15 protein-coding genes and 1 tRNA gene are annotated in these 18,042 nt (G+C 38.3%); 12 read left to right on the top strand and 4 right to left on the bottom strand.

Features of this window, described 5'->3' with window-relative positions; translation table 11 throughout:
• Positions 1-8 precede the first annotated feature (8 nt).
• The 10 genes from R2Q77_RS19805 (at position 9) to R2Q77_RS19760 (ending at position 12,188) form a co-directional block, all read left to right on the top strand.
• Complete coding sequence (locus R2Q77_RS19805) at positions 9-2,468, top strand: glycoside hydrolase family 2 TIM barrel-domain containing protein (RefSeq protein ID WP_316805442.1); 2,460 nt, start codon at positions 9-11, stop codon at positions 2,466-2,468.
• 3 nt (positions 2,469-2,471) lie between these two features.
• A complete protein-coding gene (locus R2Q77_RS19800) occupies positions 2,472-3,662 on the top strand; it encodes an alginate lyase family protein (RefSeq protein WP_316805441.1) in 1,191 nt (396 codons plus the stop codon).
• A 1-nt stretch (position 3,663) separates the two neighbouring features.
• On the top strand, positions 3,664-5,181 hold the full coding sequence (locus R2Q77_RS19795; RefSeq protein WP_316805440.1) for a hypothetical protein: 1,518 nt from the start codon (positions 3,664-3,666) through the stop codon (positions 5,179-5,181).
• Between the two features lie 5 nt (positions 5,182-5,186).
• Entirely contained in the window at positions 5,187-6,362 is a 1,176-nt protein-coding gene (locus R2Q77_RS19790) for a glycoside hydrolase family 88 protein (RefSeq protein ID WP_316805439.1), read from the top strand.
• A 5-nt stretch (positions 6,363-6,367) separates the two neighbouring features.
• Complete coding sequence (locus tag R2Q77_RS19785; protein WP_316805438.1) at positions 6,368-7,495, top strand: glycoside hydrolase family 18 protein; 1,128 nt, start codon at positions 6,368-6,370, stop codon at positions 7,493-7,495.
• A 5-nt stretch (positions 7,496-7,500) separates the two neighbouring features.
• Positions 7,501-8,262: a ThuA domain-containing protein gene (locus tag R2Q77_RS19780; RefSeq protein WP_316805437.1), complete on the top strand. Its 762-nt coding sequence runs from the start codon at positions 7,501-7,503 to the stop codon at positions 8,260-8,262.
• Positions 8,263-8,281: 19 nt separating this feature from the next.
• On the top strand, positions 8,282-9,760 hold the full coding sequence (locus tag R2Q77_RS19775) for a glycoside hydrolase family 30 protein (protein ID WP_316805436.1): 1,479 nt from the start codon (positions 8,282-8,284) through the stop codon (positions 9,758-9,760).
• 19 nt (positions 9,761-9,779) lie between these two features.
• A complete protein-coding gene (locus R2Q77_RS19770; protein ID WP_316805435.1) occupies positions 9,780-10,604 on the top strand; it encodes an SDR family oxidoreductase in 825 nt (274 codons plus the stop codon).
• 3 nt (positions 10,605-10,607) lie between these two features.
• A complete protein-coding gene (gene uxuA / locus R2Q77_RS19765; RefSeq protein WP_316805434.1) occupies positions 10,608-11,783 on the top strand; it encodes a mannonate dehydratase in 1,176 nt (391 codons plus the stop codon).
• Positions 11,784-11,954: 171 nt separating this feature from the next.
• Positions 11,955-12,188: a hypothetical protein gene (locus R2Q77_RS19760; RefSeq protein WP_316805433.1), complete on the top strand. Its 234-nt coding sequence runs from the start codon at positions 11,955-11,957 to the stop codon at positions 12,186-12,188.
• A 952-nt stretch (positions 12,189-13,140) separates the two neighbouring features.
• On the opposite strand, the gene R2Q77_RS19755 is transcribed toward R2Q77_RS19760, so the two are convergent.
• A complete protein-coding gene (locus R2Q77_RS19755; RefSeq protein WP_316805432.1) occupies positions 13,141-13,566 on the bottom strand; it encodes an SRPBCC family protein in 426 nt (141 codons plus the stop codon).
• Between the two features lie 242 nt (positions 13,567-13,808).
• Here R2Q77_RS19755 and R2Q77_RS19750 point away from each other — a divergent pair.
• Positions 13,809-13,882, top strand: a tRNA-Arg gene (locus tag R2Q77_RS19750).
• A 144-nt stretch (positions 13,883-14,026) separates the two neighbouring features.
• On the opposite strand, the gene R2Q77_RS19745 is transcribed toward R2Q77_RS19750, so the two are convergent.
• Positions 14,027-15,403, bottom strand: a complete 1,377-nt coding sequence (locus R2Q77_RS19745; RefSeq protein ID WP_316805431.1) for a DNA/RNA non-specific endonuclease — start codon at positions 15,401-15,403, stop codon at positions 14,027-14,029.
• A 42-nt stretch (positions 15,404-15,445) separates the two neighbouring features.
• Positions 15,446-15,847 carry a nuclease A inhibitor family protein gene (locus tag R2Q77_RS19740; protein ID WP_316805430.1) on the bottom strand — a complete coding sequence of 134 codons (402 nt, stop codon included), beginning with the start codon at positions 15,845-15,847 and terminating at the stop codon, positions 15,446-15,448.
• A 354-nt stretch (positions 15,848-16,201) separates the two neighbouring features.
• Here R2Q77_RS19740 and R2Q77_RS19735 point away from each other — a divergent pair, with 354 nt between their 5' ends.
• A complete protein-coding gene (locus R2Q77_RS19735; protein WP_316805429.1) occupies positions 16,202-17,332 on the top strand; it encodes a serine hydrolase domain-containing protein in 1,131 nt (376 codons plus the stop codon).
• Positions 17,333-17,473: 141 nt separating this feature from the next.
• Here the strand turns inward: R2Q77_RS19735 and R2Q77_RS19730 are convergent, their stop codons facing one another.
• On the bottom strand, positions 17,474-17,887 hold the full coding sequence (locus R2Q77_RS19730) for a hypothetical protein (protein ID WP_316805428.1): 414 nt from the start codon (positions 17,885-17,887) through the stop codon (positions 17,474-17,476).
• Between the last annotated feature and the right edge of the window lie 155 nt (positions 17,888-18,042).

The following is an 18,042-nucleotide window of genomic DNA, read 5'->3' as shown; positions in this document are numbered from 1 at the left end:
GGAAAAAAATGTTTAAAAATTTAAAATATATAATAGCTTTAAGTTCTCTGTTTATCAGTTCGTTACTGTCGGCACAGCAAAGTGTACGTTTAAATCAGAACTGGGAATTTTTGAAGCAGGATTTAGGTGGGGTTTGGGAAGCCGTTCGTCCGGTTACGATGGGTAATCCCGAGTCGGTTCCACTTTGGCAAAAAGTAAATTTGCCCCATTGTGTAAATGCCAAGGATGCAGTAGATCCCGATGTTAATTATTACCAGGGACCAGCCTGGTACCGCACACAATTAAGTGTTAATAATCCTTACCAAGCCGGGAGAACATTGCTGCATTTTGAAGGTGCAGGGCAAAAAACTGAAGTGTATGTGTATACCACCAAGGTTGCAACGCATGTGGGCGGTTATGATGAATGGACCGCCGATATTACAGAAGCCGTTGAAGCCTTTAAAAAAACAGAGGCTTTTAAAAAGCAATTTAAAGGTAAAGTTCCGGTTTCTATCCGAACAGATAATTCGAGGGATTTGGAGATGATTCCTTCCGATCTTTCTGATTTTAATCTTTACGGAGGTATTTACCGTTATTTAAACCTGGTTTATACCCCGGCACTTTCTGTAGATAAAATGTTTGCCAAAGCCGAAGTGGATGCAGCAGGTAAATTAGGTAAGCTTGGGGTTACAGCCAGGTTTTATAATCCTGATCATATTGGGGGAGCAAGCATTAAATATCAATTGATTGACCCGAAAGGCAAAATTATAAATCAAACGTATAAAAAGATAGAAATTTCCAATGATTTAAAACTTTGGGATATTGAAGTTAAAAACCCAAAATTATGGTCAACAGATCAGCCCCAGCAGTATACGCTGCAATATGAGGTAATTTCAGCTGCTGGAAATTATAAAGGCGAAGAAAAAATTGGCTTCAGGAACATCAATTTTGTAGAGAAAGGCCCCTTTAAACTGAACGGAAAGCGTTTATTGTTGCGTGGTACCCACCGTCACGAAGATCATGCCGGCGTTGCTGCTGCTATGACAGAAGGTATGATTCGGGAGGAAATGCAAATGATGAAAGATATGGGGGTTAATTTTATCCGCCTTGGTCATTATCAGCAATCCCGTATTGTTTTAAACCTTTGCGATAGCTTAGGCATACTGGTTTGGGAGGAAATTCCATGGTGCCGTGGCGGCCTGGGCGGTGAAATTTATAAACAACAGGCCCGCAGAATGCTGACCAATTTGGTTGAACAGCATTATAATCATCCGGCCATCATTATCTGGGGCATGGGCAATGAAAACGACTGGCCCGGCGATTTCCCTGAATTTGATAAAGAGAAAATCAGAACATTTATGAAAGAACTTAACGATCTTTCTCATAAACTCGATGCTTCACGTTATACCGCCATCAGGCGCTGCGATTTTTGCAGTGATATCGTTGATGTGTATTCGCCCTCCATCTGGGCAGGCTGGTATCGTGGTGCCTATACAGATTACAAAAAGGCATCGGAAGATGAGTTTGCCAAAGTTAAACGCTTTTTGCATGTAGAATGGGGAGGCGATAGTCACGCTTTGCGCCACTCTGAAAATCCGGATAAGGCCTTAAGCAAAATTAAAACAGGCGGTAGTGCGGATGAAAGAGCGGGTGATGCTTCTTTATATGGCGGTGCAGCGCGAATTTCTAAAGATGGCGACTGGAGTGAATCGTACATTACCAATTTAATCGACTGGCATTTAAAAGAACAGGAAAATATGCCCTGGTTAAGCGGTTCGGCTTACTGGCCTTTCAAAGATTTCTCTACCCCGGTTAGACCTGATAATCCTGTGCCTTATATGAACCAGAAAGGGGTTGTGGAAAGAGATTTTACGAAGAAAGAGGCTTACTACGTTTTTCAATCTTATTGGACAGAAAAGCCCATGCTGCACATTTACGGGCACAGTTGGCCAGTGCGTTGGGGCGATGAGGGTGAAGAAAAAATGGTAAAAGTATACTCTAATTGTTCCGAAGCTGAAATATTCTTCAATGGTAAAAGTTTTGGTTCTAAGAAAAGAAATAGCCAGGATTACCCTGCCGCAGGCTTACGCTGGAATTTACCTTTTGTTAAGGGAAAAAATACCGTTAAGGTAATTGGAAAGAAAGGGAAAGAAATAGTGACCGACGAAATTGAGTTTAACTATCAAACCGAAAAATGGAGCAAACCTGCAAAAATGGAATTGACTAAAATTGATCAGATAGAGGATGTTGCCACGGTGGAAGTTAAATTGTACGACAGCAATGGCGTGCAGTGCCTTGACGCCATCAACTGGATCAATTTCGGTTTAACAGGTGATGGAAAGCTAATAGACAATCAGGGTACTTCATCAGGATCGAGAAAAGTGCAGGCATACAATGGCCGCGCAATTATTAAAGTTAAATTAAATAAGGGTAAAAGCGTCGTATCTGTCGTTTCTGAAGGATTACCTACTGTTTTTACCACACTATAGATTATGAAAAGGACCCTTTTTATTGTATGCTTTGCGCTGATTTATTTAGCCAGCACTGCATTTTCAGTTCAAAATTCAGGTAACAAGCTGGCCGCTGATTTTGAAAAGCAGGCCACAATGCTGCTGAAGAAACAAATTTTAGAGGAAGCTGCATGGGCAATGAAACAACAACCCATCACGGTTACAGCGGCTTCTTCGCCAAGAAGTGCCGGAGGGAAGCATGATTTCTTTTCTGAAGCAGATTATTTCTGGCCTGATCCGAAAAACCCCGACGGTCCTTATATCAACAGAGATGGCTTAACCAATCCGGATAACTTTTTAGAGCACCGTAAAGCCATGATCCGCTTTAGTAAAGTAATTGGAGTACTGGCGTCGGCTTATAAGCTTACGGGCGATGAAAAGTATGTTAAACAGGCTGTTGCCCATCTTAAAGCGTGGTTTGTAAATGCAGAAACCTTAATGAATCCGAATTTGCTTTTTTCACAGGCCGTAAAAGGTAAATTTACTGGTCGCAATTATGGTATTATAGATACCATTCACTTAATGGAAGTGGCGCAGGGTACCTTAGTTATGGAAAATGCTAAATCATTTGATAAAGAAACGCTGGCAGGTGTAAAAAAATGGTTTGCCGACTATACTTTATGGCTTAATACCAGTAAACCCGGCATTCAGGAAAAAACAGTAAAAAATAACCATGCCACCTGCTGGGCCATGCAAGTGGCTTCTTTTGCAAAACTCTGTGGAGATGAAAATATGTTGGATTCGATCCGGATTAATTTTAAAACCAATTTATTGCCTAACCAAATGGCCGCTGACGGAAGTTTTCCTTTAGAGCTGGCGCGTACAAAACCTTATGGCTATTCTATCTTTAACCTGGACGCCATGACCATGCTTTGCCAGATTATTTCCACGCCAAAAGATAACCTTTGGGATTTTGAAACGGCCGATGGCAGATCCATAAAGAAAGGCATTGCCTATTTATATCCTTTTATTGCTGATAAAAGTAAATGGACTTTACAGCCCGATGTGATGTATTGGGATAACTGGCCTGTTGCACAACCATTTTTATTGTTTGGTGCAGTAGAATATAAACAAAAAGACTGGTACAGCGTATGGGCTAAATTAGATCATCAACCTCAGGTAGAAGAAGTTATCCGTAATTTACCTGTGCGTAACCCTTTAATCTGGTTGTAAAATGATACCTGGAAAAAATCGCCTGTCACTTATTGTTTTATGCCTCCTGATGGTGCTTTTTACCCATCGTGGATTTGCGCAGCAATGGGAATCGAAATTTGTAAAGATAGAACCCAGCGGTCATCTAAAATACGTGGCTGATGAAAATGGAAATATTATACCAGACTTTAGTAGAGTTGGTTATCATCAAAATAGTAAAGCAATTCCAGAGGTTAAAATAATGACCACGCTCTCTGCTACGGGTAACAACGATCAGCAGAAAATTCAGCAGGCTATTGATGATTTATCAAAAAAACAAGTTGATGAAAATGGAATTCGCGGGGCGATCTTATTAAAAAAGGGCAGTTACAATATTCCAGGGAGCTTAAATATTTCTGCCGGAGGGATTGTATTGCGTGGTGAGGGAGAAGAAACAAAACTAATTGCAACCGGACGGGGTAAACGGAAAACAATCATCGCATCAGGAAACGGAAGTGCTAAGGAAATTTCGGGCACACGTGTTAAAATAACCGATCATTATGTTCCGGTTGGAACAAAAAGCTTTAAAATAGCCTCCGTGAAAGGATTAACAGTTGGAGATAAGATTATGATTTACCGGCCCGGCACTGACAAATGGATTCAGGATTTAAAAATGAATCAGATTGAGCCGGGTAACGGTACAGTGCAATGGACAGCTGCAGATTATAACCTGGAGTTTGAAAGGGAAATTATTGCCATAAAAGGAAATGAAATTTTTATTGATAATCCAGTGGTTATGGCTATGGAAGATCAATATGGTGGCGGCGAAATTTATAAATACACTTTTGCCGGTCGCATTGCTGAGGTTGGAATTGAAAATCTATATCTCGAATCTGAATATGAAAACGATACGGATGAAGAGCATGGCTGGGATGCAATAGCATTTAATAAAATAGAAAACAGCTGGATTAAAAATGTAACCAGTCACTATTTTGGTTATTCATGCGTAAATCTTGGTCATGATAGCAAGCAAATTACGGTTATGGACAGTAAGTGTTTAGCGCCAAAATCTCAGATTATTGGTGGAAGAAGGTATTCTTTTAATAACGATGGTCAGCTTAATCTTTTTATGGGTTGTTATGCTTCTGAAGGTCGACATGATTATGTAACAGGGGCAAAAGTTTGCGGCCCGAATGTGTTTTACAATTGCAGGTCAGAAAATGCCAAGGCCGATATTGGTCCTCACCACCGCTGGGCCATGGGAACATTGTACGACAACATTGTAACCGATGGCGAAATTAATATCCAGGACCGTGGAAATTGGGGTACGGGGCATGGCTGGTCTGGAGTGAATCAAATATTGTGGAATTGTACAGCTGCTAAAGCCGCTGTACAAAGCCCCTATGTAAGCGGTAAAAATTATGCAATTGGATTAAAGGTCCAAAAGTATGATGGGCGATTAAAGGGACGCCCGGATGGTATTTGGGAAGGGCAAAATAAAAAAGGCTTAAATCCTGAATCCCTATATTTAAAACAAGTAGAGGAAAGTAAAATTAATTAGATTATATGAATTTAAAGATTAAGGTATTTAGCTTAATGTTATTGTCTTTCAGTGTCGTAAACGCGCAGAAAGTTGATGTTGCGAAAGCATTTAAATCTGCAGAAAAACAAACCGATTTGTTGGTTAAAAATGTAGATTCTGCAAGAAAGATCAAACCAAATTTAGTATCGCCAAGAACCGTGGAAAAAGGGCAATTTAAAATGGTGGTTTCAAAAGACTGGACCAGCGGTTTTTTTCCTGCAGAACTTTGGTATTTCTATCAGTATACGAAAGATAAAAAATGGCTTGATTTAGCTAAGAAATATACCGAAGACATTAAGAAAGAACAATACAATAAAGGTACCCATGATCTTGGATTTATGATTTATTGTCCTTTTGGTAATGGCTACAGCTTAACACAAGATACTGCCTATCGTTCGGTAATTATTCAGGCCGCAAAGTCGCTATCGACCAGGTTTAATGAAAAGGCAGGCGTTCTAAAATCATGGGACCACAATACGGATAAGTGGAAATACCCCGTTATTATTGATAACATGATGAACCTGGAACTTTTATTTGAAACCACAAAATTAACCGGAGATTCTTCTTTTTATAAAATTGCAGTTTCTCACGCCAATACCACAATGAAAAATCATTTCAGGCCTGATTTTAGTTCCTGGCATGTAATTGATTATGATACTTTAAGTGGTAATGTTTTACAAAAAGTTACCGCGCAAGGTTATGCAAATGAATCATCATGGGCACGTGGACAAGCATGGGCATTATATGGTTATACCATGTGTTATCGTGAAACTAAAAATAAATCTTATTTAGCTCAGGCTGATAGTATTGCGAATTTTATATTAAGTAGTAAAATAACTCCTGCTGATGGAATTCCGTATTGGGATTATAACGATCCGATGATTCCGAATGTATCCAGAGATGCTTCTGCGGCAGCCATAACAGCTTCTGCATTATACGAACTGGCCGGATACAGCAAAGGAAATAACAAGAAATACAGAGCTGCGGCCGATAAAATATTAAAATCCTTGAGCACAAAATATGTAAGTAAACCTGGCGATAACTACGGTTTTATTTTAGAACACAGTACTGGTCATCGTCCTGCAAAATCTGAAATCGATGTACCCATTAATTATGCTGATTATTACTATTTGGAAGCTTTATTAAGAAGCAATAATTAAGAAAAATGATGAAAGCCTTTAAATTTTACTGTGTTGTTAGTGTGCTTATTGCTTTGGCTTTAATGGCTTTTCGATTAGAAAATTTGCCCAAAAAGAAAGTGGTAATTGGTTATATTGGGGGCTATAAAGGCCTTGTTGATGTAACTAAAATTGCCGCTGAGAAACTAACGCACATTAATTATGCTTTTATAAATGTGAAAGGCAACCGGGCTTTTCTTAACCGGGAGGCAACTGATACCGTAAACCTTAAAAACCTGAATACATTAAAGCTTAAAAACCCCGATCTCAAAATTTTAATATCTATTGGAGGCTGGGCCTGGAGCGAAAATTTCTCTGATGCTGCCTTAACGGATACTTCGAGGAAAGCTTTTTCAGCCAGTGCAGTTAAAATTATAGAGCAGTATAATTTGGATGGAGTAGATATTGACTGGGAATATCCAGCAATACCTGGTGAAAAGGGGAATATTTTCAGAGCTGAAGATAAGCAGAACTTTACTTTATTGCTTAAAGAACTTCGCTTAGAACTCGATAGCCTGGAGCAGTTGCATAAAACCAGCAAAATGCTAACCATTGCTGTAGGTGGCTTTACCAATTTTATCAGACATACCGAGATGGATAAAGTTCAGCAATACCTGGATTATGTAAACCTGATGACCTACGATTTCTATAATGGAGATTTAGCAGGCCATCATACCAATCTTTACAATTCCAAAAAACATCCGGCCGAAAATTATGCCGATAAAACCTTTAAGGAGTTTCTTGCTGCCGGGGTTCCGGCCAATAAACTGGTCATGGGAATTGCTTTTTATAGTCGCGCTTTTACCTTGAAAGAAAACTCAATAAAAGGTTTAGGTGATTCGGTTTTAAGTAGCAGATATGGAAAAGGTTATACTTTTATTAAAGATAGTTTAATTAATCAAAAAGGCTTTACAGCTTATCATGACAAGCAAGCCGTAGCATCCTATATTTATAATCCGGAAACCCGCGAGTATATGACCTATGATGATGAACAATCGGTTAAAGAAAAATGCAGATATGTATTGAAAAATAAAATGGGTGGTGTAATGTTTTGGGAATATGATTCAGACTTGAATGGTTATTTGCTTGACCAGATTAATAAAACATTAAAATAAAGGATATGAAAAAACTTATTATCCTGTTGTTGATGGCACTTAGTCATACAGGTTTTGCTCAGAATAAGAAACCACGTTTTAAGGTACTGGTTTTTGCAGAAAATGGAGGTCACCACCTGGCTTATTCAAAGGCTGCTAAAATCTGGTTAAATCAGCTTGCTACAGATAATAATTTTATAATTGATTACGTGCAGGATACACATAAATTTAGAGATGAATATCTGAATCAATACCAATTGCTCATTCAGCTTGATTATCCACCCTATAGCTGGAAAGCTAATGAAATGGAAGCTTTTAAGAAATACCTTACAAAAGGCAAGGGCGGGTGGATTGGCTTTCACCATGCAACATTACTTGGCGATTTTGATGGTTACAAAATGTGGCCCTGGTTTTCAGATTTTATGGGTGAAATTCAGTTTAAGAACTATATACCAGATTTTGCAGATGGAAATGTTAGTATCGAAGATTTAAAACACCCGGTGATGAAAGGTGTTCCTGCGCATTTTACAATAGAAAAGGAAGAGTGGTATACGTATAATAAAAGCCCAAGGCCAAATGTGCGGGTTTTAGCCCGTGTGGATGAGTCATCCTATAAGCCTAAGTCTGAAATTGTTATGGGCGATCATCCGGTAATCTGGACAAATGAAAAAATAAAGGCTCGCAATGTTTACATTTTTATGGGTCATTCGCCCGAATTATTTAATAATATTGCATACAAAACAATTGTTAAAAATGCCATTTTTTGGGCATCGGGACAGGATTTATAAAATATAAGCACAAAAAAGAATGAAACAAAACCTCAGTATTCTCTTGATTTTAGCAACTGCATTTACAGCTGCTGCTCAAAATAAAAAGGGAATTAAAACCACTGGTAAAACAGTTCAAGCCTATGCCGTTGGAAATAAAAAAGTTACGGTGTATACTACTGCAGAGAATTCTGATTACAGGTTAAGTAAAACAGAAACCTTAACCTTTACCGAAAATAAGCAACCATTTGAAACAGAACCTTGTGTTTTTGTTGATCCAACCATTAAATATCAAACCTTGGTAGGTATTGGTGGCGCTTTAACCGATGCATCTGCTGAAACCTTTGCTAAACTTTCAAAGAAAAATCAGCAGGAATTATTAACTGCATATTACAGCCCTGATAAAGGAATTGGTTATACCTTAGCCCGTACCAATATTGCCAGCTGCGATTTCTCCAGCGGAAGTTATACTTATGTACAGGATAATGATAAGGATTTAAAAACCTTTAGCGTAGCGCACGATGAAACCTATAAAATTCCTTTAATTAAACAAGCTACAGCTGCGGCGGGTGGTAAATTGCCTTTGTTTGTAAGCCCTTGGTCGCCACCAGCATGGATGAAAGATAACAATAGTTTAGTGCAAGGTGGCCATTTATTACCTGCTTTCCGTCAGAGCTGGGCAAACCACTACGTAAAGTTTATTAAAACCTACGAAAAAATGGGCATGCCAATTTGGGGCTTAACCGTTCAAAATGAGCCAATGGCAAAGCAAAAATGGGAATCTTGTGTGTTTACGGCAGAAGAAGAACGCGATTTTATTAAGAATTTCTTAGGTCCAACTTTGCAAAAAGAGGGTTTAGGTTCTAAAAAATTAATCGCCTGGGATCATAATCGTGATCAGATTTTCCAGAGAGCAAGCACAATCTTAAACGATAAAGACGCTGCTAAATATGTTTGGGGCATTGGTTTTCACTGGTACGAAACCTGGACAGGCAGCGGTATGCAGTTTGGGAATGTTAAACAAACGCATGAAGCTTACCCTGATAAAGCCTTGATTTTCACTGAAGGGTGTAAAGAAAAATACGATGTAAATAAATTGGATGACTGGACTTTAGGCGAACGTTACGGATACTCCATGATTAATGATTTTAATGCGGGTACAGCTGCGTGGACAGACTGGAATATCCTTTTAGATGAAAAAGGCGGACCTAACCATGTAGGTAATTTCTGCTTTGCCCCGGTACATGCCGATACTAAAAACGATAAACTGATTTATACCAATGCCTATTACTATATGGGCCATTTCTCTAAATTCATTCGCCCGGGTGCAAAAAGAATTGGTTCTGCATCGAGCCGCGATAAATTGGAAACTACTGCATTTTTAAATGCCGACGGTAAACTGGCAGTTGTGGTAATGAACCAAACAAATGATAAAATAAAATATAGTTTATGGATAAAAGGACAAGCGGCAACAACAACCAGCTTACCACATTCCATAACCACATTAGTTGTTGAATAAAATCAAAAAAATCTAAATAATGATTAAAGAAGTTGAAAGCCTTTTCTCTCTAAAAGATAAGGTTGTAGTTGTTACAGGCGCTACAGGTGTATTAGGAGAGGCTTTTATAAACGGACTTTGTGCTGCAGAGGCATCCATAGTTATAATTGGTCGCAACGAAGATATTGCGAAACAAAGGGTAAAAGAAGTTACTAAAGCAGGTTGTAAAGCAATTTACATTATTGCAGATGTGCTGAATGAGCAGGATTTAATTGATGCAAACGCCAAAATTTTAAAAGAATTTGGACGGATTGATGCCTTGGTTAATGCTGCCGGTGGTAATGTTGCCGAGGCTGTAGTACAACCCGGTAACGATGTGTTCGATCTTAATGTTTCGGCACTAAAACAGGCTTTTGATTTAAACCTGTTTGGTACCATTATGCCTACTCAAATTTTTGGTCGCGAAATTGCCAAAAATGGTGGGAGCATTGTAAACATTTCTTCTATTTCAGCTACACAGGCATTAACCCGTGTATTGGGCTATTCGCTTGCAAAGGCCGCAATAGATAGTTATACCAAATGGATGGCTGTAGAACTGGCAAATCGTTATGATGATAAAATAAGAATGAATGCTATTGTACCTGGATTTTTTATTACCCATCAAAACAGATCGTTGTTAACCAATGAGGATGGCTCTTTAACCAGTAGAGGACAGGCTATTATTTCTAAAACACCATTTAAGCGTTTTGGAAGTCCTGATGAATTAATTGGTGCCCTGGTTTATTTGCTTAGCGATGCTTCGAAATTTGTAAATGGCGAAAATATAAAAGTAGATGGAGGCTTCAGCGCATTCTCCGGCGTATAATTTATGGAAACGAAATATAGAAAATTAGAACAAACCTGGCGTTGGTATGGCCCAAATGATCCGGTATCTCTGCAAGATGTTAAACAAGCTGGTGCAACAGGTATTGTTTCGGCCCTTCACCATATTCCACACGGCGAGGTTTGGCCTTTAACGGATATTCAGGAAAGAAAAGCAATTATCGAAGCAGCAGGTTTAACTTGGTCGGTAGTAGAAAGTGTTCCGGTGCATGAAGCCATTAAAACCCGCAGGGCAGATGCAGATCAGTACCTCGAAAACTATAAAACATCATTGCGAAATTTATCGCAATGCGGAATTAAGATTGTATGTTATAATTTTATGCCGGTTTTAGATTGGACGCGTACACAACTGGATCTGGAGATGACCGATGGATCAAAAGCGTTATACTTTAATTGGATTGATTTAGCCGTCTTCGATCTTTACATTTTGAAAAGAGCAGGAGCAGAGGCTGATTATTCTGAATCTATATTAAACCGGGCGAAAGAAAAATACGCTACCTTGAATCAACAGCAATTAAACGATTTAAGGATCAATGTTTTAATGGGTATTCCGAATGAAAAAGAAATTGAGCTCGAAACCTTGCGCAACAGCATTAATGAGTATGCAGCAATCGGTAAAAAAGGTCTACAGGAAAACTTATTATATTTCTTAAACGCCATTGCCGGTGTTTGTACAGAAGAAGGTATAAAAATGACCATTCATCCCGACGATCCTCCGTATCCTATTTTGGGATTACCACGTATTGCAAGCACACTTGAGGATTTTAACTACATCATTAATGGTGTAAATGAAGCTTTTAACGGAGTGTGTTTTTGTACAGGTTCGCTGGGCGCCGGAATGAGTAATAATGCCTTGGAAATCTTTAATGCAGTTAAAGAGCGCGTGTATTTTGCGCATTTACGTAATGTAAGCAAAGATGAAGATGGTAGTTTTTACGAAGCCGATCATTTGGGAGGCGATGTAAATATGTACGAAATTATGAAAGCATTATCTGATGAAAATGCTACAAGAGATAAATCTATTCCTTTTCGCCCGGATCACGGACACCAGATGCTTGACGATTTGGCTAAGGTAACCAATCCCGGATATTCGGCTATCGGTCGTTTAAGGGGTTTGGCCGAACTTAGAGGCCTGGAAGTAGGGGTAACCGGAAACTATTAATCATTAAAAACGCTTTGCTTAGGTAAAGCGTTTTCTTGTGTTTGGTGGTTACAATTCATTTTGTTTTCTGCTGGTATCCAGCAGGCTGACATTTAACAATAAATAAATTGCCCGATTACAAATTTTTAACTTCACCTTTGCTTGTGGCTTGAAATTTGAGTCTAAACAAGTATGGAAAATAAGCAGCATCCCGAAAAGAAAATCCTTAAACCTTCGGTTATACACGATGATTTACCAGAGGTTAAGAAACCCGAACATTTGCGTAAAAAATCTGTCAATGATGGCTCAGACTTACCCGAAAATCCGGAAAGAAATTATCACCACGAAGAATTCAGGAGTAAAACTTCTCTTCACGATGAGCTCAGACAGGCCGATGATGACATTTGGAATGGTGAAGATGCTTAAATTATAATTGAAGTCTGTTTTGTGTTGGCAAAACAGACTTTTTATTTTACCCAAACTTTGTTCATAAACCCGATCTGAGTGTATGCCCGATATTTCATCTGGGCAGCAACGGGAGCGGGACTGCAGGTTATAAAGCCTTACTGCCCATTCGTTTCCTAATATTTACCTAACCTTAAAAAATATTATTTTGGAAAGCAGCAATAGGAATTCTCTTGCAAGGTTGTTCCTGCTAACGTTCCAAGTCCTCGCTGCGCTCCGGGCTTTCCACTTATATCAGGTTTAATAAACAAGTTGCTGCTATAAAGAAATAAATAATCGTCATAGCAGGGTACGAGGCCATCTTCTTAATGCTAAATGAACTTACCCAAACTTTGTTCATAAACCCGATCTGAGTGTATGCCCGATATTTCATCTGGGCAGCAACGGGAGCGGGACCGCAGGTTATAAAGCCTTACTGCCCATTCGTTTCCTTATATTTTCCTAACCTTAAAAAAATTTATTTTGGAAAGCAGCAACACGAGTTCTCTTGCAAGGTTGTTCCTGCTAACGTTCCAAGTCCTCGCTGCACTCCTGGCTTTCCACTTATATCAGGTTTAATGAACAAGTATGCTGCTATAAAGCACTAAATAATCGTCATAGCAGGATACGAGGCCATCTTCCTAATTCTATGTACTTACCCAAACCTTGTTCATAAACCCGATCTGAGTGTATGCCCGATATTTCATCTGGGCAGCAACGGGAGCGGGACCGCAGGTTATAAAGCCTTACTGCCCATTCGTTTCCTAATATTTTCCTAACCTTAAAAAAATTTATTTTGGAAAGCAGCAACAGGAGTTCTTTTGCAAGGTTGTTCCTGCTAACGTTCCAAGTCCTCGCTGCGCTCCGGTCTTTCCACTTATACCAGGTTTAATAAACAAGTTGCTGCTATAAACGCATAAATAATAGCAGGGTATTAATTTCCTTCTGTATACTTTTTAAAATTATCCAATATTGCCTGCCAACCACCTTGCTGCATTTCGACGCTGTTTGTAGTTTCAGCATCAAAAGATTCAGTTACCTTAGTGGTGTCTTCATCTGCATCAAAAATAATTTTAACAGTTCTCCCGTCGCCCAAAGTATAAGCAATAAGTTTATTGCTTTCAACCTGGTCATAAACTCCACCAAAATCAAAACCGAAACTACCATCTTTAGCTTCCATGCGGGTTTCAAATTTTCCACCAACTTTTAAATCATTTTCAGCTTTGGGAGCATGCCATTCTTCTGATGCGCTGCACCATTTGGTAATGTGCTCAGGTGCATTCCAATACTTCCAAACTTTTTCTACAGGAGCGTTAACAATTGTTTCTACGGTAATCACTGTTTTTTCTGGGCTATTCATAGTTATCTGTTTATTTTGAATTTCTTAATGTAAACATACGGAGCTTGTTTAAAAATAAGCGGGTTATAAACGACAAATTGCAGGTATTTTTGCGCCAGATTTTTAAAAAGTACCTTTCAGCAGAAAATAATGAACATGGAAAGTATTGATATTGGCGTATTTGCAAAATAAATGATAAAAACTGCAAGAAATATTTTCTCATATTCAGCAGAACTTCTATATTTGCATCTCTTTAAAAAAGAGCCTTGGTAGCTCAGTTGGATAGAGCAACGGTTTTCTAAACCGTGGGTCAGGGGTTCGAATCCCTTCCAGGGTACACATTTAACATTATGTTAGTACGATGTTAAAAATCTTAAAAATAAGCAGGCTGTAGATTCATATCTACAGCCTTTCTTATTTATACATTATTTGGAGCAACATTAAAAATTATACATTTGCATATTATCCAATCTATTCGCAATTATAGATTATCTGTTACAGATTCAATTGCGTTTTGAATAGCAGTTGGAACATTAGATAGTAAATCGTATCCGGTTGCAGTTTCTATAGAATTTACATTCGTACGGAAAGTTTTCCAGTTGGTATTTAACCCATTTATGTTCGGCATATTTACAGCTATTACTCGTGTACTGGAGGTAACTCTGCTTAAATCATTGTTGCCGTTTGACAATACAACAATTACTTTCCATACATTTGATGGTACCGTAATTTTTCCGTTATCAATTGTATAAGTAGTACCACCATTGCTTCCTGTACCTCCCGAACCATAAGAACCACAAATTACATATACCTCGTTGCCAGCGGTGACCAATGATCGGGTGTAGTTCTCTAAATCTGCCCACGGACCTTGATTATTATTTGGAGCCTGTGGAATCATATTGGTCATTAAAAAAGTTGAAGAATTAGCCGCAACAGACGATGTGCGATCTCCTGAAGGACAGTTGTGGCCACGGTCAAAACCTGAGCCAGAATAACTGCTGTTTGATACCTGGTACCAACCCGAAGGCAAAGTATTATCTGCACGGAAATCATCCTGACGTGAGGTTGACCCTAAATCGGTTGAACCAATGTGCCAGCTTACCCAGTTTGGCGTACCCCTGCTTTTGCTGTAAGAGCTTACGTAATAAGTGCGTTCCATTAAATAATTTTCAGGATAAGCAGTACTGCTAACCGCATTACTTGGATTGCCCATTAACATGTGGCTGTTATCTCCAGGGCTAATTACTGGTGGGGTAGTTGTGCCACCACCGGAAGAAATACTAATGTCATCAATATTAATTCGGGCCGTTCCACCGCTGACTTTACGAATCTGGAAACGTACATTTCCGCTTATAGCGGTATTAAAAGTTGCGGTGCTAATACTTGTTGCGCTACTTGTTATAGTGCCCGTAACTTGTTGCCAGCTTGAACCACCGTTAACAGAATACCATAATTGCCAGGTACTGTTAGCATCGGTACCATATTTTGCATGTGCAATGGTAACTACATCTGCACCATTAACATCAAAATTCATTGTAAGTGTTCCGGTATTACGAATACGTACCGATTGGCTGCCATTTTTTGCATCGGCAGCTAAATTTCCAATTAGTGCATCGTCTAAAGTCCAGCTGCCACTACCCAGGGTAACCGACCCGCTGGCATAACTGCCTTTTGTTGCACTTTCAAAACCTTCCGGAAAGCCAGCTACCACTTGCGCCTGGATACTTTGATTGGTGATGCCACTAAGGTCTTTATTGTTTATTCCCTGGTTTTCTGTTTCCGTAATACTTTCTTTCTTACAGGCAGCAAGGCTCAGGCAAAATACGGCCATAAAGCCTAATTGTTTTAGTCTTTTCATTGTTGTAGAGATGATTTTTTAAATTATAGTTTGTTAAGATTTTTAAGTTTCAACCGCTTGTGTTTGTACGGCAATGCAACTGCCATCTGATAAATAGCCGCTAATAATGATTGGGATACGAGAGCCGGTTTCGGCGCGGGTAACCTGAAGATCAGTAAGGTTCTTTTTAAGGTACTCATAAAAAGTACGTAGTTTAGCTGCATTTTTAACCATATTTAGGTCAGCAGGATCTGCTTTCGAGGTTAGATGTTCGAAGAATACATCAATATTTATGGTTTTCAGCTGTTCGGGTGCAGCATTGGTTATGGCGGCAATTTTACCTGTTAAATCAGTTTTAGTAACCTGGCCCCAGTTATTTACAGTAAAGGGCGATTCGGATTCGCTAAAATATAACGTACCTTTTAATAGATCCGTAATTGTATTTAGCACAGTAGTGTTTTCCATCGATAATTTAGGTGTAGAGGTGATTATTTTGAGTACAAATAAATGTATTAAATATTTAATTTTTAGTATTTTTAAGTTAACAAATGGTTAACAGCCTCATTAAATTAGTTTATGATCGATGTAAACATCGGTCATTTTACGATGGCTTCACGCCTGATATTTCTCAATTTTCTGCAGCTATGCAAAAAAAATAAAAGTCAATTTTCAAAAAAAACAACTTTTTGTTAGGTGTTTTCATCAAACATTTCACTTTTCTACTTTGGTATGGTGATAACATCAACCAAAAATATTTCAGTTTAAAATAAGGGTAAAGCACTTTAAGGGTGTCCTATTATTAAATTAAAATATTAAATAATGACTATAAGAAAATCGTGTTTTTGGATAATTACAACTGCTTTAATAATTGGCCTGGGCTGTAAAAAATCTGGTCAGCCTACTCAGGTCGACACTAAAAATTTTCATCAGGTTGAAACTTATCTTCAATCAATAATTGATACCGGAGGCATTCCTGGTATTGCCATAGCGATAACCAGCGGACAGGAAGTAGTATACAGCAATGGTTTTGGAGTAGTTAATGCACTTACCAAAGAAAAGTTAAAGCCGTGGAACAACTTTCATGTGGCATCCATATCCAAAACATTTACAGCAACAGCCATCATGCAGCTTGCAGGAAAGGGAAAAATTGACATTAATAAACCTTTAATTACTTACCTTCCTTATTTTAAGCTAAAGGATGAGCGTTACAAGGTAATTACCATTAAGCAAATGCTCAATCATACCTCTGGTATGCCTGATGTAGAAGATTATGAGTGGGAAAAAGGAATAGCAGATAATGACGCAGCCGAACGGTACACCCGAAGCCTGACTGATAAAGAAATGATTAGTAAGCCGGGTGCAGAATTTCATTACAGCAATATGGCGTTTGATGTTTTAGGTGACTTGATAGCGAAGGTTTCAGGTGTTTCTTTTGAAAATTATGTAAAAGAAAATATCCTGACTCCGTTGGAAATGAAGGAGAGCAGCTTTTATTATCCTGAGGTAAAAGAAAACCTGCGTACGACTCCACATACGGGTAAGCCACAAAAAGTAAGTGCCATTTATCCATACAACAGAATGCATGCGCCAAGCTCTACCTTAAATTCAAGCGTGGTCGATTTATCGCATTGGGCAATTGCCAATATGTATGGAGGGCAGTATAAAAACAAGCAGATTATTTCTCCTGCTACGCATGCAACTTTGTTTACACCAACTTTTACCATAGATGCCAAGCAACAAACAGCTGTAGGAATAAGCTGGTTTATGTATCCCTATAAAGGATTAATGAACTATACGCACGACGGGGGAGATTTGGGTTACAGGAGTGTAATTACTTTAATTCCTGAAAAGAAATTGGGCATTATAATATTAAGCAATTCTGATGAAATTCAAATTCAAGAGGTACATGATAAGGTACGCGATATGTTGCTTTCCGCTAAAGGATTGTAACATCGGCAAAATATCTAATTAGCTTATGGTTGGTGTTATCACTAACCATTTATGCTTTATATGTATGCTTTGGTATGGTGATAACAGCAACCAAAGGAAAAAAATAAAAATAAACACGCTGATCGTATTCGATTACAAAACCTATGGCAACCATAATACACTTTCATTTACCCTGCTGGGATTATATCTTATTTTTACGCTGATGGGTAGTTTGTAGGTTTGAAGATGCGTTAATACAGACGAATTAATAAAGGAATGGCCTAAAAAACAAGAATCGACATGAACAATACCATTTACAATAAAACTATATTTAAACTGAATTTTATTTAGGCGGGTTATATTTCCTTTGCCTATAGTTTGTGTGGTAGTTAAAACCTCTTTTCTTTCATATATTTCTCCGCTTGTTTCAGCTGTTTTTTGGATACCTTGCCACAGCATGGCCAAATAAGAAATGTTGAACGCAACAAAAAGAACAGATACTAAAAGTAAGAAAAAACAGGTTATTTGGCTTATGGTTTTCCAATCATATAAAACAAAATTATTTACTTTTTTCACTCCTTTTACTGATTATAGATTTTCACTCTGCTTGATGATAAATGATATTACTATTTAATTTGAAAAATTTAAATATAAAGAAAAAAAGCCCCCTGTAATAGAACTATTCTTCGATAGAATAGGCGTTATTTTGAAATTGATTATCTATTTAACAC

Origin of the sequence: Pedobacter nototheniae, from assembly GCF_032678625.1 — a bacterium.
GTDB classification, from domain to species: domain Bacteria; phylum Bacteroidota; class Bacteroidia; order Sphingobacteriales; family Sphingobacteriaceae; genus Pedobacter; species Pedobacter nototheniae_A.
This window is presented reverse-complemented; position numbering and strand designations above follow the sequence as displayed.